This window comes from Rhizobacter sp. P2_G4 (assembly GCF_056403575.1).
Genome location: NZ_JBFUFG010000001.1, coordinates 1,303,016 through 1,321,693, shown reverse-complemented (window position 1 = coordinate 1,321,693; position 18,678 = coordinate 1,303,016). Strand labels below are relative to the sequence as shown.

The window sequence follows — 18,678 nt, the reverse complement described above, 5'->3', positions numbered from 1 at the left end:
GCCGGTTCCTTCCGCCTGCTCTTCAGACCCGTTTCTCCCAACCTGGCCCACGCCGTTGTCGAACTCACACGCCCGCCCCACACACCTGGCACGCCTGGCCGTGCCCTTGCTGTCCACCGTGGTGCTGAGTGCGCCCGCGTTGGCCCAAACCGAAGCCCTCCCGACGCTGCACGAGTGCGCGGCCATCGGCCCCGCAGCCGACCGGCTCGCCTGCTACGACAAGCTGGCTGGGCGCGCACCTTCGGCCCCGGCCGCCTCGATCATTCCGGCCGAAGCGGCGCCGGCGCCCACGTCGACGCTGTCCGCGAAAGACGTGCCGGGTGCGCCGACGCAACGCGCCGACCCGAGCCTGCTGTCCAGCTACTGGGAGCTCGAGCCCGAAGACAAGCGCGGCACCTTCAACCTGACTGGCTATCGCGCCAACTACGTGCTGCCGTTCCACAAGACCAGCCGCATCAACCGGGCGCCGCAATCGCCCACGCAGGCCGCCGTGTCGCAGCCCAACTACCGCAGCGTCGAGGCCAAGTTCCAGATCTCGCTGCGGACCAAGGTGCTGCAGGACGTGGGCCTGCCCGGCGGCGACGTCTGGCTGGCGTTCACGGAACAGGCCATGTGGCAGATATGGAACGGCCGCGACTCCAAGCCCTTCCGCAACACCGACTACGAGCCCGAGGTGATCTATGTGGCGCCGGTGCCCAAGTCATGGCGTGATCTGCCCTTCGGCTGGCAGTGGCGCTTCGGCCAGTTCGGGCTGGCGCACCAGTCCAACGGGCAGTCCGACCCGCTGTCGCGCAGCTGGAACCGCGTGTACCTGGGCACCGGCTTCGAGCGCGGCGACTGGACCGTGACGGCCCGCGGCGTGCAACGGCTGAACGAGCCCTACGCCACCGACAACAACCCTGATCTCATCGACTACCGCGGCCGCGCCGAGCTGCAACTCGGCTGGACGCCGGGCGCCGCCACCACCTCGCTGCTCTACCGCAGCACCTTGCAGAACGCGAAGTACGGGGCCCTGCAATTCGAGTGGACCTACCCGCTCAATCGGAATCAGCCGAATGGCGTTCGCTGGTTCGTGCAGGCGTTCCGCGGCTACGGCGAAACGCTCACCGACTACAACTTCCGCCAGACCAGCATCGGCGCCGGCCTCACCTTCATGCAGTTCTGACGGCGCAGCCCGGAGGGCTGCGCCGCATTGATCAGGCCGCGTGCTGCTGCGCGCCCGAACGCCACTCGTTCATCAGCGCGACCCACTTCGGGCGTGCCGCAGCGAGGTGGCGGTCTTTCACATGGCCATAGCCGCGGATATCTTCCGGGATGCTCGCGATGGCAACTGCCAGCTTGTGGTTGCCGGCGTTCAGCCCGCGCAGCACCTCATCGATGCTGTCGCGGTACTCGCCGATCAGCGCGCGCTCGGTCTTGCGCTCTTCGGTGCGACCAAAGGGATCGAAGGCGGTACCGCGCAGCCCCTTCAGCTTGGCGAGCACGCGAAACGCGCTGAGCATCCATGGCCCGAAGCTTTGCTTCACCAGTTCACCCTTCTCGTTCTTCTTGGCGATCGCCGGTGGGGCGAGGTGGTAGTGGAGCTTGTAGTCGCCTTCGAACTGCGAGGCCACCTTGTCGAGGAAGCTCTTGTCGGTGTGCAGGCGCGCAACCTCGTACTCGTCCTTGTAGGCCATCAGCTTGAACAGGTAACGCGCGACTGCTTCGGTGAGCTTGCTGCCGCTCTTATCACTGACCAAGGGTGACTCGGCAGCACGCACCTTCTCAACGAAGGCCTTGTACTCCGCGGCGTAGGCCGCGTTCTGGTAGCCGGTGAGAAAGTCCACGCGCTTGGCAACCATGTCGTCAAGGTTCGGGCTCTTGCGAACGAACTCGATCACCTGGGCCGTCTGTGTCATCGAGCGCAAGGCGGCCAGGTCGTGCGCGGCGCGGCGGCCCCATTCGAAGGCGGCCTTGTTGTTGTCAACCTGCACGCCGTTGAGTTCGATCGCGCGCATCAGCGACGCGTAGCCCAGCGGCACGCGGCCTTGCTGCCACGCATAGCCCAGCATCAACGGGTTGGTGTAAAGCGAGTCGCCGATCAGTTGCACCGCGAGCTGCTCGGCGTCGAACGAGCCGAAGTGCGCCAGGCCCACGGCCGCCGCAATCGCCGCCTCGCAGCTCGCGCCGGGGAACTGCCAGTCCGGATTGGTCACGAAGGCCGCCGTCGGCGAGCCGTGCGTGTTCAGCGCCACATAGGTGCGGCCCTCGCGCATCACCGCGAGCGTGCTCTTGTTGGCAGCGACGATCGGGTCGCAGGCGATCACCAGGTCGGCCTCGGCCATGCCGACCTTGGTGGTGTGGATCGCCTCCATGCGGTTGGCGATCTGGATGTGGCTCCAGGTGCTGCCGCCCTTTTGCGCAAGTCCGGCCGAGTCTTGCGTGACGATGCCCTTGCCTTCGATGTGCGCGGCCATGCCCAGCAGCTGGCCAATGGTGATCACGCCGGTGCCGCCGACGCCGGCGACGACGATGCCCCAGGCGTCGTCAGCCATCGGTAGCACCGGCTCGGGGATCGCCGCCATCGTGAACGGGTTGGGCCGTTCGGTCTTGCCCTTCTTCGCCGATTTGAGCTGCCCGCCTTCCACCGTGATGAAACTCGGGCAGAAGCCCTTCACGCAGGAGTAATCCTTGTTGCAGCTGTTCTGGTTGATGCGGCGCTTGCGGCCGAACTCGGTCTCGACCGGCTCCACGCTCAGGCAGTTGCTTTGCACCGAGCAGTCGCCACAGCCTTCGCACACCAGCTCGTTGATCACCACGCGCTTGGCGGGCTCGACCAGCGTGCCGCGCTTGCGGCGTCGGCGCTTCTCGGTGGCGCAGGTCTGGTCGTAGATGATGGCCGTGGTGCCCTTGATTTCGCGGTACTCGCGCTGGATGCGGTCGAGCTCGTCGCGGTGGTGCACCGTCACGCCGGGCGCGAGCGCCACGCCGTCGTATTTGTCGGGGTCGTCGCTCACGATGCACAGCGCGGCCACGCCTTCGGCCTTCAGGCTGTTCATGATCTGCAGCACCGAGTGGCCCTCGGGCCGCTCGCCCACGCGCTGGCCACCGGTCATCGCGACCGCGTCGTTGTAAAGCACCTTGTAGGTGATGTTCACACCTGCCGCGATGCTCTGGCGGATCGCCAGGCTGCCGCTGTGGAAGTAGGTGCCATCGCCCAGGTTCGCAAAGATGTGCTGGTCGGTGGTGAACGGTGCCTGCCCGACCCAGGGCACGCCTTCGCCACCCATCTGCGTGAAGGTGCTGGTGCTGCGGTCCATCCACACCACCATGTAGTGGCAGCCGATGCCGGCCACCGCGCGAGAGCCTTCGGGCACCTTGGTGCTGGTGTTGTGCGGGCAGCCGCTGCAAAAGAACGGCAGGCGGTCGCCGCTTTCGACCTTCATGGTTTGCAGGCTGCGTTCCTTGGCCTCGATCAGCGCCAGGCGTGCGTCGATGCGCGCGGCAGTATCAGCATCCACGCCCAGCTTCTTCAGCCGCTTGCCCACTGCCTTGGCGATGATCGCTGGCGTGAGGTCGGCCTGCGCGCGCAGCAGCCAATTGCGCGCCGGGTTGGGCTGCGACCACTCGCCGCCGCTCTGGTCGTTCTCGGCCTCGTCGAACTTGCCCAGCACGTTGGGCCGCACATCGGGCCGCCAGTTGTAGAGCTCTTCCTTCAGCTGGTATTCGATGACCTGGCGCTTCTCTTCGACGACCAGGATCTCTTGCAGGCCTTGTGCGAAGTCGCGTGTGATGGTGGCCTCGAGCGGCCACACCACGTTGACCTTGTGCAGGCGAATGCCGAGGCGGCGGCATTCGTCATCTGAGAGGCCGAGGTCGTGCAGCGCCTGGCGCGTGTCGTTGTAGGCCTTGCCCGAGGCGATCAGGCCGAAGCGGTCGTTCGGTCCGCTGATCACGTTGTGGTTCAGCTTGTTGGCGCGCACATAGGCCAGCGCGGCGTACCACTTGTGGTCCATCAGCCGCGCTTCCTGTTCGAGCGGCGCGTCGGGCCAACGAATGTGCAGGCCGCCTTCGGGCATCACGAAATCTTCGGGCAGCACGATGTTCACGCGGTCGGGGTCGACGCTGATGCTTGCCGACGATTCGACGATCTCCTGGATCGTCTTCATGCCCGCCCACACGCCCGAGAAGCGGCTCATCGCGAAGGCATGCAGACCCATGTCGAGGATGTCTTGCACGCTGGACGGAAAGAACACCGGCAGCCCGCAGGCCTTGAAGATGTGGTCGCTCTGGTGTGCCGCGGTGCTGCTCTTGGCGATGTGGTCGTCGCCGGCCAGCGCGATCACGCCGCCGTGCTTCGCGGTGCCGGCCATGTTGGCGTGCTTGAACACATCGGAGCAGCGGTCCACGCCCGGGCCCTTGCCGTACCAGATGCCGAACACGCCGTCGAACTTCTTGCTCTGCGGGTAGAGATCGAGCTGCTGCGTGCCCCACACCGCGGTCGCACCCAGCTCTTCGTTCACGCCCGGCTGGAACACGATGTTTTGTGCGGCGAGGTGTTTCTTCGCTTGCCACAACGCCTGGTCGTAGGTGCCGAGCGGCGAGCCGCGGTAGCCGCTGATGAAGCCACCGGTATTGAGGCCGGCCATCGCATCGCGCGTGCGCTGCAGCATCGGCAGCCGCACGAGGGCCTGCACGCCGCTCATGAAGGCCTGGCCACTGGGCAGGCTGTACTTGTCGTCGAGGGAGACGCTTTCCAGCGCCTTGCGGATCGATTCGGGTAGCGGGGCGTTCATCGTTCAAGACTCCTTTGGGAGCGTGCGTTCGGTGATGCGCGCACGCCGGCTTGTGGCCAGCGAGGCACAGGGCTGCGCGGGTAAGGGATGCAATCAGTGTAGGGATTCAGCGCGCGCAAGTCCTTTCTTTGTTTGCCACGCAGACGGGGGTCAGAGCAATAATCTTGCTGAATGTTCAACCGATTGCAGCAAATGGCGCTCAAAAGACCCATATCAGGGAAAACCAGCAAGCCCTTGGAGCCACCCTCGCCGGAGCCGGCGCACGAGGCCTCGCACGGCGCAAGCCTTGATCGCTATGACGTGCTGATCCTGCGCGAGTTGCAGCAAGACGCGCGTTTGTCGAACACCGAATTGGCCGCCCGCATCGGCCTCTCGGCCGCACCCACCTGGCGGCGCGTGAAGTGGCTCGAAGACCAGGGCTACATCACCGGATACCGCGCGGAGATCGACCGCCGCAAGATCGGCCTGGGCGTGCTCGCCTTCGTGCGGGTCGACGCCGACCGCAACACCGGCACCGCCACGCGCGCACTCGAAGACGCCATCCGCCGCCTGCCCGAAGTTATCGCCTGCCACTACATCTCAGGCGCCGGCACCTTCGAGTTGCAGGTGATGGTGACCGACCTGGACGCCTTCTCGCGCTTCTCGATCGAGACCCTGCTCAACCTGCCGAACGTGAAGGACGTGCACACGAGCTTCTCGCTCGGGGAGGTGAAGGCGGGTGCCGCGCTGCCCCTGGGGCATCTGCGGGCGGCGAGCCCGGAGAACGCGGGCTCCTAGGACGAGAGCTGTCGTTCGAGGCGCAGAAAGCCGCGGCTTCCTGCGCCTCCTGCTACCGCATCAGGCGTCGATGCGCAGCACAACGCCCGTTGCGGTGTAGGTCGGCGTGACCTTGAATCCATCGACCGTGATGGCCGTGAACTGGCCGTGCACGGCGCTGCCACTGATCACACTGAGCGTGTCGCCGACCGCCGGCACGAAGCCCGGCTTGAAGCGGATGTTCAGCGTGCCGCCGGCCAGCGTGACGACGCCGGTGGTGGTGATGCGCCCGGCGCCGCCGCTGCCGAGGTTCAGCGTCAGCGTCGTGCCTGCCAGTTGGGTGTAGGCGCCGGACAGGCTGAGTGCGGTGTCGGCTGCGCACACGAGCGTGCCGCCAGCGAGGTACACATCACCGGCGCCCAAGGCGCGGGCCGAGCTGGCTTGCAAGACGCCGGCGCCGATCTGCGTGCCGCCGCTGTAAGCGTTGGCGCCCGTTAGCGTGAGGGTGCCGCTGCCCAGCTTGGTCAGCTTGCCGGCACCGCTGATGTCGTTGCCCCAGCTGTCGGCGGCGTTGAAGCCACCCACGCTCGCGTCCATGGTGACGGCGACGTCGCCGTTGAACGCGGCGTAACCATCCGCGGCAGCGAAAAGGTTCAGGCGGCCCCAGCCTTCGGCGTCGTCCAGAACCGGGTAGCCCGACGGCAGCGCAGTCGTCTTGAGCACCACGCGGCGTTGCGCTGCATCGAGGTAAGGCAGGCGAGTTTCAAGCAGCACCTCGGCGCCCTTGGGCACGGTGGCCGGCCGGGTCGTGTCGCCGGTTTGCGTGAAGCCGTAGGTGAGCAGGCGCAGGTAGCTGGCCTTATTCGTGGCGTGGTCCGCGAAGCGGTCGGCGTCGACGCCCTGCGAGTGCGCGTAGTCCTTGAACGCCGCCAGGCTGGTGCTGCCCACCGCGGCCATCAGCGTGTCATGGGCCTGCGTGTAGGCGGCAGCACGAGCCGTCTTGTTGATGCCGGTGGACAGGCTCGCCGCGGCGACGGCCTGTGCGTGCACGCGGCCGCCGATCACGTCCAACGGGGAGTGCATGCCCGCGTAGATGCGGTTCTCGCCCAGTTCGAGCCCCCGGGTCAGCAGCTCCTGGTACCGCTCGGGCAGCACATAGGCCAGGGCGATCGCATCGCGGGTGGCCTCGGCCGCGTGGCCGCTGATGAAGCCGCCGTCGGTGGTCGGCGTGCTGCTCTTGGCGGGCTCGAGTGCCGGCACCACCTTCACGCTGCTGCTCCAGCGCCAGGGCCGGGCGTACTTGTAGAAGCGCTTGGCCGGCTCGGTCGAGCCGTTCTCGCCGATGTTGCCCACGAAGTCGACCACGCTGCCGAAGCTGGCATTGGCACTGCCACCCACGCCGTTGTTGTTGCCCTTGTCGTTGTAGACAACGGTGGTGGCATCGGCAGCGATGTCGGTGATCGTGGTGGTCTGCTGAGCGGCCGCGCGCCAGGCCGCCGTGAGCGGGCCCATGCCGTCGACCACGCTGTAGCCCTTCTGGCGCCGGTCATCGAGGTAGGCGGCCAGCTCTTGCGACGGCGTGCGCGCGGCCGTCGCGTCCACCACATATTGAATGTTGGCGTTCAGCACCGAGGCGTTGACTGCTGCGCCGTCTGTCGCATCACCCGGAATGCCAGACCAGCTCGATGTGACGACGGCCGGGAAGCTGCCGTTGGCCGCGGCCGTCACACCGGCGTCGACGATCAAGGTGCTGGGCGTCCACAGGTTGAGGAAGCCATCGACCACGCGAACGCCGGCGTTGGTTTCCCTCGTTGCGTAGCGTGCGTCGCCGCGCTGGTTGGTGAAGGCGTAGTCCACGAAGGGCAGCGTGGTCGCTTCATCGGCCACCGGCGCGCTGTCGGTCGTGCCCAGGCCCTGGGGCGCCTTCGGAATGCTGAGTTCGGGGGTGGGGGTGCTGTCGCTGTCACCACCGCCGCAGGCCACGAGGGCAAACGCGGCAATGAGGCTGGTGATCAGGGTGCGCTGGGCAAACGTGGAAGGCATGTGGCAAACGTGTGAAGAGTTCGTGAGGGAAGCCCGCTGGGGCCGGGCTGGCGCGAATCTAGGGTTGCGGGATGACAGCGCCGTGAATGTGTTGCCGGCGCGCAGCAGTGAACTGGCCAAGGCGTTGACCAGCGTTGCCCTAAGCTCATCGCCCATGAAGAACCTGACGCTGCGCCAGCTGCGCGCCTTCGAGGCAGCGGCATCGACCCTGAGCTTCTCGCGCGCCGCGGAGCAGCTGAGCCTCACCCAGCCGGCAATCTCGATGCAGATCCGCCTGCTCGAAGACGACGTGGGCATGCCGCTGTTTCGCAAGCAGGGCCGGCAGCTGCAGCTCACCGATGCCGGGCAGGAGCTGCTGCGCCATGCGCGCACGGTGCTCACCGTCATCAAGGTGGCCGAAGACTCGCTCACCTCGCTGCAGGGCAGCACGCGCGGCCAGCTGCACCTGGGCGCGGTACCGACGGCGAACTACTTCGCGCCGCTCTTGATGATGGCGTTCCGGCAGCGCTTCCCCGAGGTCAAGCTCAAGTTGTCGGTCGACCGGCGCGACGCGATCCTCGCGATGCTCAACGAGCACCGCATCGACGTGGCCATTGCCGGCTACCCACCCTCCGAGGCCGACGTGGAGGCCGAGGCCTTTGCGCGCCACCCGCACTGCATCGTCGCGGCACCCGACCATCCGCTGGCCGGCCAGCGCGGCATCGTGTGGGAAGCGCTGCGCGCCGAGCCGTTCATCTTCCGCGAGCCGGGCTCGGCGACGCGCGGCTTTCTTGAGCACCTGCTGCAGGCGCAGTCGCTGCAGGTCAACGTGACGATGGAGCTGTCGGGCAACGAGACCGTCAAGCAGGCGGTGATGGCCGGCATGGGCATCAGCTTCATGTCGGCGCATGCCTTCCAGATCGAGCTGGCGGCCGGCCGCATGGCGGTGCTCGACCTCGTGGACATGCCCAAGCTGCTCGACTGGTGCCTGCTGCACCGGCGCGAGAGCGTGCTGTCGGGCGTGAACGCCGCATTCCGCGAATTCGTGCTGGAGCACGGTGCTTCGCTCACGCGCTGCGAGGTCACACCCGGGTAGCCCCGGTGCTGAAGCCGCCGCGTGGCCGCTTGTGCCGCGCAGCAATCTTCAGTGTTTTCCCGAGCGCCACACGGCGCCAGGCACCGTCGCGCAGCAGCGGTCGCCAAGGCCACGGGGCAAGGCAGTGCGACACCACCCATGCATCAGCGTTTCTTGGGATCAAGATAAGAAAGTGCTGGTTGTCCTTATGCATGCCGACCACTAGATTTCGCCTCGACCCCTTTGCCTTTGAGACGCGACATGCCCGAGCCCACACAGCCCCTGCCCTTCCCCACCTGGGACGCCGACCACGCCGCCCGCCTCGATGAGCCCGGCCGGCTGCTCTACCGCTCCAACCTGCTGGGCTCCGACCTGCGCATCACCAACTACGGCGGCGGCAACACCTCTGCCAAGCTGATGCAGCGCGACCCGCTGACGCAGCAAGAGGTGGAAGTGCTGTGGGTCAAGGGCTCCGGCGGCGACCTCGGCTCGATGAAGCTCGATGGCTTCTCCACTCTCTACTTTGACAAGCTCAAGGCGCTGCAGAAGATCTACCGCGGCCCGGAGCACGAAGACGAGATGGTGGGCTACCTGCCGCACTGCACCTTCAACCTCAACGGCCGTGCGGCCAGCATCGACACTCCCCTGCACGCCTACCTGCCGTTCAAGCATGTGGACCACATGCATCCCGATGCGGTGATCGCCATCGCGGCGATGGAAAACAGCCGCGCGCTCACGCAAACCATCTTCGGCGGCACCGTCGGCTGGCTGCCCTGGCGCCGCCCGGGCTTCGAGCTCGGCATGATGCTGCAGCGCTACGTGGCCGACCACCCGGGCCAGCGCGGCCTCGTGCTCGCCGGGCACGGCCTCTTCACCTGGGGCGACGACGCGCGCAGCTGCTACGAGAACACCGTCGGCGTGATCCGCGACGCGCAGCAGTGGCTGCAAGCCGAGCGCAGCGAACGCAAGCTCGTGAGCTTTGGCGGCACGAAGCGCGAGCCGATGGCGGGCGCCGAACAAGATGCGCTGCTGGCACGCGTGCTGCCGGTGCTGCGCGGCTTGGTCTCGCGCTCGGGCCACAAGCTCGCGCACGTCGACCGCTCGGCCGTGGTGCAGGAGTTCGTCAACAGCCGCGAGCTGGAACGCTTGGCGGCGCTGGGCACCTCCTGCCCCGACCACTTCTTGCGCACCAAGATCCGCCCGCTGATCGTGCCGGAGTCGCTCTACGCGCTGCAGGGCAAGGCGCTGGCCGATGCGGTGGAAGAACGCCTGGCCGCCTACCGCGCCGACTACAGCGCCTATTACGAACGCTGCAAGCGGGCCAACAGCCCGGCGCTGCGCGACCCGAACCCGGTGATCGTGCTGCTGCCCGGCGTGGGCATGGTGTCGCTGGCCAAGGACAAGGCCACCGCGCGCATCGCGAGCGAGTTCTACGTCAACGCCATCAACGTGATGCGCGAGGCCGACACGCTGGACAAGTACGTCGGCCTGCCCGAGCAGGAAGCCTTCGACATCGAGTACTGGCTGCTCGAAGAGGCCAAGCTGCAGCGCATGCCCAAGCCCAAGCCGCTGGTGGGCAAGGTGGCGCTCGTCACCGGCGGGGCTGGTGGCATCGGCCGGGCCATCATCGAGCGCATGCTCGCCGACGGCGCCTGCGCGGTGCTGCTCGACATCGATTCCGAATCGCTGGCCCAGGTGGGCGCCGAGCTGCAGAAGCGCTTCGGCCGCGACGTGGTGCGAACGGTGGTGTGCGACGTGACGGATGAGGCCGCGGTGCTCGCCGCCTATGTGCAAGCCACCATCGAATACGGCGGCATCGACATTCTCGTCTCGAACGCCGGCATCGCCTCGGCCTCGCCGATCGAAGACACGACGCTCGCGCTGTGGAACCGCAATCAGTCGATCTTGAGCACCGGCTACTTCCTGGTCGGCCGCGAGGCCTTCCGCGTGATGAAGGCGCAGGGCGTGGGCGGCAGCATCGTCTTCATCGCCAGCAAGAACGGCATGATCGCGAGCAACCAGGCAGCCGCCTATTGCGCGGCCAAGGCCAGCGAGATCCAGCTCGCCCGCTGCTTTGCGCTAGAGGGTGCACCACTCGGCATACGCGCTAACGTGGTCAACCCCGACGCGGTAATACGCGGCAGCAAGATCTGGACGGGCACCTGGAGCCAGGAGCGCGCGGCCGCCAACAAGATCAGCGAAGACGAGCTCGAGGCTTTCTACCGCGACCGCTCCATGCTCAAGCGCAGCGTGTTGCCTGAAGACATTGCCGAAGCCACCTATTTCTTCGCCTCCGAGCTGTCGGCCAAATCCACCGGCAACATCCTCAACGTGGATGCAGGCAACCTTGCCGCGTTCCCTCGTTGACCTGACCCAGGAGACCGCCATGGCCACCCCCTTGATCGCCACCAGCCTGATCGAGTCGCACAACGCGGCGTTGAAAAAACGCGTGCTCGACGACTACGAAACCCTCGGCGAGCAACTCGCCCGCCGAGATGTGGACATCGAGCCCATCCGCCGCCAGGTGGCTGCGTTCACCGTGGCCGTGCCTTCGTGGGGCGTGGGCACCGGCGGCACGCGCTTCGCCCGCTTCCCCGGCCGCGGTGAGCCGCGCCACGTGTTCGACAAGATCGAAGACTGCAGCGTGATCCAGCAACTCGGCCGCTGCACACCCACCGTGTCGCCGCACTTCCCGTGGGACACCACCAGCGACTACCGCGCGCTGCGCGAGCACGCGGCCGACTACGGCCTCGCGTTCGACGCCGTCAACTCGAACACCTTCTCCGACCAGAAGGGCCAGCCGCTGAGCTACAAGTTCGGCAGCCTCACGCATGCCGACCCGGCCGTGCGTGCGCAGGCCGTGGCGCACAACCTCGAGGTGATCGACATCGGCCGCCAGCTCGGCAGCCAGGCCATCACGGTATGGATCGGCGACGGCGCCAACTTCCCCGGGCAGCAGCACTTCCGCCGGGCCTTCGACCGCTACCTGGAGAGCACGCGCAAGATCTATGCGGCGCTGCCGGCCGACTGGCACATGTTCCTCGAGCACAAGATGTTCGAGCCGGCGTTCTACGCAACCGTCATCCAGGACTGGGGCTCCAGCCTGCTGGCTGCGCAGACGCTCGGGGACAAGGCGCGCTGCCTGGTCGACCTGGGCCACCACGCGCCGAACGTCAACATCGAGATGATCGTCGCGCGGCTGGTGCATGCGCGCAAGCTCGCGGGCTTCCACTTCAACGACAGCAAGTACGGCGACGACGACCTGGACAGCGGCAGCATCAACCCCTTCCAGCTCTTCCTGGTGTTCAACGAGCTGGTCGATGCGGCACAGAGCAACGTGCCCGACTTCCAGCCGGCCTACATGCTCGACCAGTCGCACAACGTCACCGACCCGATCGAGAGCCTGATGACCAGTGCCGCTGCGGTGCAGCGCTGCTACGCACAGGCGCTGCTGGTGGACCGCAAGGCGCTCACGGCGTACCAGGACAGCAACGACGTACTGATGGCGTCGCAGACGCTGAAGCAGGCTTACCAGACCGACGTGACGCCGATCCTGCAGCGCGTGCGCCTGGAGGCCGGTGGTGCGATCGATCCGGTGGCGGCCTACCGCGCCAGTGGTTACCGCGACCGCGTGGCGGAGATCCGGCCCGCCGCCGGCCCGAGCAGCGGCATCGTGTGAACGTGTTCCAACGGGCCGCCACGAGCGGCTCACCTTCCCGATAGCAACAAAACCATTAGGAGACAAACCCGTGAAGAAACCCATCCAAGTCCTTCTGTCCGTTCTGCTGTGCGCGGCCTTCGCACCGTCGGCCATGGCGGCCGACAAGATCGCGCTCGTCGTCAAGAGTCTCGGCAACGGCTTCTTCGATGCGGCCAACCAGGGCGCGCAAGAGGCGGCCAAGGAGCTGAAGGACGTCGAGATCATCTACACCGGCCCGGCCAAGGCAACCGCCGAAGGGCAGATCGAGATCATCAATTCGCTGATCGCGCAAAACGTGAAGGCCATCGTCATCAGCGCCAACGACCCCGACGCGCTGGTGCCGGTGATGAAGAAGGCCATGGCGCGCGGCATCAAGGTCATCTCTTTCGACTCCGGCGTGCGCAAGGACGGCCGCCAGATGCACCTGAACCCCTCCTCCAACGCACTCATCGGCGAGAAGCTGGTGAAGATGACGCAAGACGCCGTCGGCCCGACCGGCGAGATCGCCGTGCTCTCGGCCACCGCGCAAGCCACCAACCAGAACATCTGGATCGACGAGATGAAGAAGGTGCTGGCCAAGCCCCCGTACACCGGCTTGAAGCTCGTGAGCGTGGTCTACGGTGACGACCAGACCGACAAGAGCTACCGCGAAGCACAAGGCCTGTTCAAGAGCTACCCGAACCTGAAGGCCATCGTCGCGCCCACGACCGTTGGCGTGGCAGCAGCCGCCAAGGCGGTGCAGGACGAGAAGAAGGTCGGCACGCTGTTCGTTACCGGCCTGGGCTTGCCCTCGGAAATGGCCGGCCACGTGAAGAGCGGCGCGGTGAAGTCATTCGCGATCTGGAACCCGATCGACCTCGGCTACTCGGCCATCTACGCCGCCCACCAGTTCGTGCACGGCAAGGTGAAGGGCGAGGCGGGCGAGAAGGTGTCGCTGGGCAAGGTGGGCACGGTGACGCTGGATGCGAATACCGAAGCAGCAATGTCCGAGCCGTTCACCTACGACGCAACGAACGTAGAGAAATTCGCAAAGTTTTTTTAGCCCCCCAGTCGCTGCGCTCCTGCCCCCAAGGGGCGCCACCCAGCGGACTGGCAAAGCCAGATCCGCGGGTGTTGCTGGATCAAGAGGCTGCGCGGGTCGGCCCTCTTGCCGTTATTCGCCACGCTGACCACGATACCGACTCATGAGTACCGACTTGCTGCAGCTTCGCGGCATCCACAAGCGCTACGGCGCCACCCACGCGTTGCGCGGGGTTGATCTCGACCTGCAACGCGGCGAGGTGCTGGCGCTCATCGGTGAGAACGGCGCCGGCAAGTCCACGCTGGTGAAAATTCTCACCGGGGTCGTGGCGCCGGATGACGGCGAGATCGCGCTCGACGGCAACGTACACCGCTTTGCCCATGCACAAGCATCGCAGGCGGCCGGTATCGTGGCCGTGCACCAAGAGACGGTGATGTTCGACGAGTTGAGCGTCGCCGAGAACATCTTCATTGGCCGCCATCTGCAGCGCGGCCCGTTCATCGACTGGCCTGCCATGAACGCGCAGGCCGCGCGGGTGCTCGAACAGATCGGCGCGCGCTTCGGCGCTACCGCGCTGGTAAAGAACCTGAGCCTGGCCGAGCGGCACCTGGTGGAGATTGCGCGGGCGCTGTCGCAAAAGGCCTCGGTGGTCATCCTCGACGAACCCACCGCCGCGCTGTCCCAACAAGAAATCCGCGACTTCTACGGCCTGGTGCGCACGCTGCGCGACCAAGGCGTCGGCGTCATCTTCATCACCCACAAGTTCGACGAAGTCTTCGCCGTGGCCGACCGCTACCTGGTGCTGCGCGACGGCGCCTCGGTGGGCCGCGGTCACATCGCCGAGGCCAACGAAGCCGAGCTGGTGCGCTTGATGGCGGGCCGCGCGATCGAACAGATCTACCCGCCCATTCCGAATGTTCCGAGCGAACTCGGCGAGGCGCTGATGCAGGTGCGCGGCCTGTCGCACCCAACCGAGTTCGCCGACCTGTCGTTCAGCCTGCGGCGTGGCGAGATCCTCGGCTTCTATGGCCTCGTGGGCTCGGGCCGCAGCGAAGCCATGCTCGCGCTGATGGGCCTGAACCGCGAGGCCAGCGGTGAATTCGAGGTCGAGGGCCGGCGCTACCGGCCGCAAAGCCCGGGCGACGCGATCGCCGCCGGCATTGCCTACGTGCCCGAGGAGCGGCAGCGCCAGGGCGGCATCCTGAGCTTCTCTGTGCAGCACAACATCAGCCTCGCGGGGCTCTCGCGCTTTGCGCGTGGGCCGTGGCTGTCGAAGCTGCGCGAGTCGGAGCTGTGCGCACGCATGACCGAGCGGCTGCGCATCAAGGCCGGTTCGCCCGACACACCGATGTCGGGCCTGTCGGGCGGCAACCAGCAGAAGATGGTGATCGCCAAGTGGCTGGGGCTGAACCCGCGCATCGTGATCCTCGACGAGCCGACGAAGGGCATCGACGTGGGCGCCAAACAGGCCGTCTACCAGCTGATCGCCGAGATGGTGTCACAGGGGCTGGCGGTGATCCTGGTGTCGTCGGAGCTGCCCGAGGTGATGAACCTCGCGCACCGCGTGATCGTGATGCGGCGCGGTCGGCAGGTGGCCGAGTTCGCGCACGGCAGTGCCGATGCAGAAGCGGTGGTGGCGGCGGCTTCGGGCATTGCTGCGCCGGTGAACCTGGAGCTGGTCGAGCGGCCTGCCCCTGCGTTCCGGGAGCTGGCGGCATGAGCAGTCTCCTGTCTCTGCGCCGCGAGTGGGTGCTGCTGGCCATCATCGTTGGCATCGCCCTGGCCGTGGGTGCGCGCGCACCCGTGTTCCTCAGCTGGCGCAACGGCATGGACATCGCCAACGACTCGGCCATCCTCGCCATCCTGGTGATGGGCCAGATGCTGGTGCTGCTGACACGTGGCGTGGACCTCTCGGTGGCCTCCAACCTTGCACTCACCGGCATGGTGTGCGCCCTCGCCGGCCGATCGTTCCCGGAGATGGGCGTGGTCTCGCTGGTCGCATTGGCCATTGCTGTCGGCACCCTGCTCGGTGCCATCAACGGCTGGCTGATCACGCGCTTCTCGCTGCCGCCGATCGTGGTGACGCTGGGCACGCTGTCGGCCTACCGCGGCGCGATCTTCGTGGCGAGCCATGGCGCTTGGATTTCGGACCAGAACATCCACCCCGTCATCAAGGGCCTTCCGCGCGAACAGTGGCTGGGCCTGCCTGCCTTGGTCTGGATCGCGATCGTGGTGGTGCTCGCGATGGCGGTGTTCTTGCGCTGGCGGCGCGAGGGGCGCGAGATCTATGCGCTGGGCGGCAACCTGCATGCGGCGGCGTACGTGGGCATTCCGGTGCAACGCCGTCTGATGCTGGTGTATTCACTGTCGGGTGCGCTGGCCGGCTTGGCAGGCTTGCTGTGGGTGGGCCGCTATTCCATCGCCTTCACCGAACTCGCCTCGGGCTACGAGCTGACCGTGATCGCCGCCTGCGTGATCGGCGGCGTGAGCATCGGCGGCGGTGTGGGCACGGTGGCCGGTGCGGCACTGGGCGTGTTGTTCATCGGTGTGGTGAACGGCGCACTGCCGGTGATCCAGGTCTCGCCGTTCTGGCAGCAGGCGATTGCCGGTGTGGTAATCCTGGTGTCGGTGGTGTTGAATGCCGGTGCCCAAGGCCGTAGCGGCCGCTTGATCCTTGAACGACGCGAGGTGCCCGCATGAACGCCTTCGGCATCTGGGAGCGTGTGCTGCTGGCCTTGCTCGTGCTGTTGCTCGCGGGCTTCGGCCTGGGTCTCGACGGCTTCATGACGCCGTATGCGCTGGCCGACAGCACCTTCAACTTCAGCGAGAAGGGCCTGCTGGCACTCGCGATGGCGTTGCTGATCGTCGCTGGCGAGATCGACCTGTCGATCGCGGCGATCATGGCGCTCAGTTCGCTGACGATGGGTCTCGCGATGAAGGCCGGTGCCGGCTTGCCGCTGATGTTGCTCGCCGCCTTCGCCACGGGTGGGCTGGCGGGTGCGCTCAACGGTTGGCTGGTCACCGCCTACCGGCTGCCGTCGATCGTGGTCACCATCGGTACCTTGTCGCTCTACCGCGGCATTGCGCTCGTGGCGCTGGGCGACCAGGCCATCACCGGCTACCCAGAACCGCTGTCGGTGCTGGGCAATGGCTACCTCGGCGACCTGATCGGCGTGCCGTGGTTGATCGTGCCGCTGGAGTTCATCGTCTTCCTGCTGATGGCCGTGGCGGTCGGCACGCTGCTGCACCGCACGGTGGTGGGCCGCCGGGTGTACGCGATCGGCGCCAACCCGATCGCATCGCGCTTCTCGGGCATCGAGGTTGACCGCTACCGCTTCTGGCTGTTCGTGTTCGCCGGCCTCGCCGCGGCGTTGGCAGCGGTGATGCTGACCGGGCGCATCGGCAGCACACGCCCCAACATCGCACTGGGCTGGGAGCTCGATGCAATCACCATGGTGATCCTCGGCGGCGTGGCGATCGAAGGCGGGCGCGGCAGCATCGTCGGCACCGTGCTGGCGGCCTTGCTGATGGGCATGTTTACCTTTGCGCTCGGCATGGTGAACGTCTCGGGCATCGTGATGTCGATGCTGATCGGCGTGCTGCTGGTGATCGCGATGGTGCTGCCTCGCCTCGGCCTGGCAAGGTGGTGGCGGCCGCGTGCCGCCGCGGCGGGTGCCTGATGGAGCAGATCGCCTTTCGCATGCGGCTGCGCCCCGGCCAGGCGGCCGAGTACAAGCGCCGGCACGATGCCCTGTGGCCCGAGCTGGCGACGCTGCTGCACGAATCGGGTGTGCGCGACTACAGCATCTTTCTCGATGAAGAAAGCCTCGCCCTCTTCGCCGTGCTGCGCCGCACCGACGGCCACCGCATGGACGCTTTGCCGCAGCACCCGGTGATGCAGCGCTGGTGGGCGCACATGGCCGACCTGATGGAGACCGAGCCTTCGCTCGCGCCGCAGGTGACACCGCTGCAGCCGATGTTCCATCTGCCGTGACGTTGCCACCATGACGCTGGATTGCAGTGCCGTGCTCGACGTGGGCAAGACCCATGTGAAGCTGCGCGTGTTCGACGCAGCAGGCCAGGTGGTCGAGCAGCGTGACCGGCCCAACCAGGGCGTGAGCAGCCCGCAGGGCTACACCGCACTCGACACCAACGGCATCGAAGCCTGGCTGTGGGACAGCCTGGCCTCGCTCGCGCACCGTGCGCGCATCGGCCGGCTCATCGCCACCACGCATGGCGCTGCATTCGCGGCGCTCGACGACGACGGCCTGGTGCTGCCGATGGTCGACTACGAGTTCGACGCCTATGCCGACCAGCGCAAGGCCTACGCGCTTGCCGTAGGCGACTTGCGCGAGACCTTGTCACCGCACCTGCCGATGGGCCTGAACGCGGCACGGCCGTGGTACTGGCAGGCGCGCGAGTTTCCCGCTGAGTTCTCGCGTGCCCGCACGCTGCTGCCGTACCCGCAGTACTGGGCCTGGCGCCTGAGTGGTGTCGCCGCCAGCGAGGTGAGTTCGCTTGGCTGCCACACGCACCTGTGGTCGCCCGCGAACCGCGGCTGGTCGCGGCTGGCTCAAGAAGAAGGATGGGCGCACCGCTTCGCACCCATACGTTCGGCCTGGGAGGTGTTGGGCCCGCTGCGACCCGAGCTGTCGCAGCGCCTGGGTCTCTCGCGCGATTGCGTGGTGCACACCGGCGTGCACGACAGCAACGCGTGTCTCGCGCGCTACCTGCACCGCTGGCCAGCGATGACGCTGGTGACGTCGGGTACCTGGACGGTGGTGATGGCCTGCGGTGGCCGCACCGATGCGCTCGACCTGTCCAGCGACATGCTGGCCAATGTGTCGGTGGCACAAGACGCCGTGCCCACCGCCCGCTTCATGGGCGGCCGAGACCACGCGGCGCTGTGTGCCGGCGCCCCGCCGGACGCCGCCCGCGCCTCGCTCGTGCAGGTGCTGAACGACGAAGGCATTCGGGCGCTGTCGACACCGCAGGGCCCGCAGGTGCTGCATGGCGAAGTGGATGTCACCGCGCAACTGGCTGAGGCCTTGAGTGCGCCTGAGCGCGCGACGCTGGCGTCGCTCTACTGTGCGCAGATGACGGCGTCGCGCGTGTGGGTGCTGGATGCACCGTCTCCCCTGGTCATCGAAGGGCCGCTCGCGCGCAATGCCGCCTTCATCGACTGCCTGTCGGCACTGCTGCCCGAGCACGATTGCCGCGTGGCAGACGACGAGGTCGAAGGCACGGCGCGCGGCGCGGGGATGCTGATGCATTGGAATGAAGCGACGGGCCGCGATTCCTAAGCGAACGACAGAAACCGTGATGTTTG

13 protein-coding genes are annotated in these 18,678 nt (G+C 66.9%); 11 read left to right on the top strand and 2 right to left on the bottom strand.

Features of this window, described 5'->3' with window-relative positions:
- Positions 1–55: 55 nt before the first annotated feature.
- Positions 56–1,165: a phospholipase A gene (locus AC1DYS_RS06160; RefSeq protein WP_477897056.1), complete on the top strand. Its 1,110-nt coding sequence runs from the start codon at positions 56–58 to the stop codon at positions 1,163–1,165.
- 31 nt (positions 1,166–1,196) lie between these two features.
- On the opposite strand, the gene AC1DYS_RS06155 is transcribed toward AC1DYS_RS06160, so the two are convergent.
- Positions 1,197–4,775, bottom strand: a complete 3,579-nt coding sequence (locus AC1DYS_RS06155) for an indolepyruvate ferredoxin oxidoreductase family protein (protein ID WP_477897054.1) — start codon at positions 4,773–4,775, stop codon at positions 1,197–1,199.
- A 192-nt stretch (positions 4,776–4,967) separates the two neighbouring features.
- On the opposite strand from AC1DYS_RS06155, the gene AC1DYS_RS06150 reads away from it, so the two are divergent.
- On the top strand, positions 4,968–5,552 hold the full coding sequence (locus AC1DYS_RS06150) for an Lrp/AsnC family transcriptional regulator (protein ID WP_477897052.1): 585 nt from the start codon (positions 4,968–4,970) through the stop codon (positions 5,550–5,552).
- A 60-nt stretch (positions 5,553–5,612) separates the two neighbouring features.
- On the opposite strand, the gene AC1DYS_RS06145 is transcribed toward AC1DYS_RS06150, so the two are convergent.
- Complete coding sequence (locus AC1DYS_RS06145; RefSeq protein ID WP_477897050.1) at positions 5,613–7,574, bottom strand: acid phosphatase; 1,962 nt, start codon at positions 7,572–7,574, stop codon at positions 5,613–5,615.
- 154 nt (positions 7,575–7,728) lie between these two features.
- Between AC1DYS_RS06145 and AC1DYS_RS06140 the strand changes: the two genes are divergently transcribed.
- The 9 genes from AC1DYS_RS06140 (at position 7,729) to AC1DYS_RS06100 (ending at position 18,652) form a co-directional block, all read left to right on the top strand.
- Positions 7,729–8,649 (top strand): LysR substrate-binding domain-containing protein, encoded by a 921-nt coding sequence (locus tag AC1DYS_RS06140; protein ID WP_477897048.1) that lies wholly within the window; start codon positions 7,729–7,731, stop codon positions 8,647–8,649.
- 240 nt (positions 8,650–8,889) lie between these two features.
- On the top strand, positions 8,890–10,995 hold the full coding sequence (locus AC1DYS_RS06135; protein ID WP_477897046.1) for a bifunctional rhamnulose-1-phosphate aldolase/short-chain dehydrogenase: 2,106 nt from the start codon (positions 8,890–8,892) through the stop codon (positions 10,993–10,995).
- A 19-nt stretch (positions 10,996–11,014) separates the two neighbouring features.
- Positions 11,015–12,307 carry an L-rhamnose catabolism isomerase gene (gene rhaI / locus AC1DYS_RS06130; RefSeq protein ID WP_477897044.1) on the top strand — a complete coding sequence of 431 codons (1,293 nt, stop codon included), beginning with the start codon at positions 11,015–11,017 and terminating at the stop codon, positions 12,305–12,307.
- A 133-nt stretch (positions 12,308–12,440) separates the two neighbouring features.
- Complete coding sequence (gene rhaS / locus AC1DYS_RS06125) at positions 12,441–13,370, top strand: rhamnose ABC transporter substrate-binding protein (RefSeq protein WP_156154290.1); 930 nt, start codon at positions 12,441–12,443, stop codon at positions 13,368–13,370.
- A 142-nt stretch (positions 13,371–13,512) separates the two neighbouring features.
- Positions 13,513–15,069, top strand: coding sequence for a sugar ABC transporter ATP-binding protein (locus AC1DYS_RS06120; protein ID WP_477897042.1), 1,557 nt, complete (start codon positions 13,513–13,515; stop codon positions 15,067–15,069).
- Positions 15,066–16,049: an ABC transporter permease gene (locus AC1DYS_RS06115; protein WP_477897040.1), complete on the top strand. Its 984-nt coding sequence runs from the start codon at positions 15,066–15,068 to the stop codon at positions 16,047–16,049. The genes AC1DYS_RS06120 and AC1DYS_RS06115 overlap by 4 nt, the downstream gene beginning before the upstream one ends.
- Positions 16,046–17,029 (top strand): ABC transporter permease, encoded by a 984-nt coding sequence (locus AC1DYS_RS06110; protein WP_477897038.1) that lies wholly within the window; start codon positions 16,046–16,048, stop codon positions 17,027–17,029. The genes AC1DYS_RS06115 and AC1DYS_RS06110 overlap by 4 nt, the downstream gene beginning before the upstream one ends.
- Positions 17,029–17,343, top strand: a complete 315-nt coding sequence (locus AC1DYS_RS06105; RefSeq protein WP_477897036.1) for an L-rhamnose mutarotase — start codon at positions 17,029–17,031, stop codon at positions 17,341–17,343. The genes AC1DYS_RS06110 and AC1DYS_RS06105 overlap by 1 nt, the downstream gene beginning before the upstream one ends.
- A gap of 10 nt (positions 17,344–17,353) precedes the next feature.
- The gene (locus AC1DYS_RS06100; protein WP_477897034.1) at positions 17,354–18,652 is read left to right on the top strand and encodes an FGGY-family carbohydrate kinase; all 1,299 of its coding nucleotides are present in this window, start codon (positions 17,354–17,356) and stop codon (positions 18,650–18,652) included.
- Positions 18,653–18,678: the final 26 nt, after the last annotated feature.

Bases quoted from the DNA above. Each gene is read 5' to 3' on its own strand.
- AC1DYS_RS06100 (WP_477897034.1), top strand. From the start codon at position 17,354: ATGACGCTGGATTGCAGTGCCGTGCTCGACGTGGGCAAGACCCATGTG.
- AC1DYS_RS06140 (WP_477897048.1), top strand. From the start codon at position 7,729: ATGAAGAACCTGACGCTGCGCCAGCTGCGCGCCTTCGAGGCAGCGGCA.
- AC1DYS_RS06135 (WP_477897046.1), top strand. From the start codon at position 8,890: ATGCCCGAGCCCACACAGCCCCTGCCCTTCCCCACCTGGGACGCCGAC.
- rhaS (WP_156154290.1), top strand. From the start codon at position 12,441: ATGGCGGCCGACAAGATCGCGCTCGTCGTCAAGAGTCTCGGCAACGGC.
- AC1DYS_RS06120 (WP_477897042.1), top strand. From the start codon at position 13,513: ATGAGTACCGACTTGCTGCAGCTTCGCGGCATCCACAAGCGCTACGGC.
- AC1DYS_RS06155 (WP_477897054.1), bottom strand. From the start codon at position 4,775: ATGAACGCCCCGCTACCCGAATCGATCCGCAAGGCGCTGGAAAGCGTC.
- AC1DYS_RS06145 (WP_477897050.1), bottom strand. From the start codon at position 7,574: ATGCCTTCCACGTTTGCCCAGCGCACCCTGATCACCAGCCTCATTGCC.
- AC1DYS_RS06115 (WP_477897040.1), top strand. From the start codon at position 15,066: ATGAGCAGTCTCCTGTCTCTGCGCCGCGAGTGGGTGCTGCTGGCCATC.
- AC1DYS_RS06105 (WP_477897036.1), top strand. From the start codon at position 17,029: ATGGAGCAGATCGCCTTTCGCATGCGGCTGCGCCCCGGCCAGGCGGCC.
- AC1DYS_RS06110 (WP_477897038.1), top strand. From the start codon at position 16,046: ATGAACGCCTTCGGCATCTGGGAGCGTGTGCTGCTGGCCTTGCTCGTG.
- rhaI (WP_477897044.1), top strand. From the start codon at position 11,015: ATGGCCACCCCCTTGATCGCCACCAGCCTGATCGAGTCGCACAACGCG.
- AC1DYS_RS06150 (WP_477897052.1), top strand. From the start codon at position 4,968: ATGGCGCTCAAAAGACCCATATCAGGGAAAACCAGCAAGCCCTTGGAG.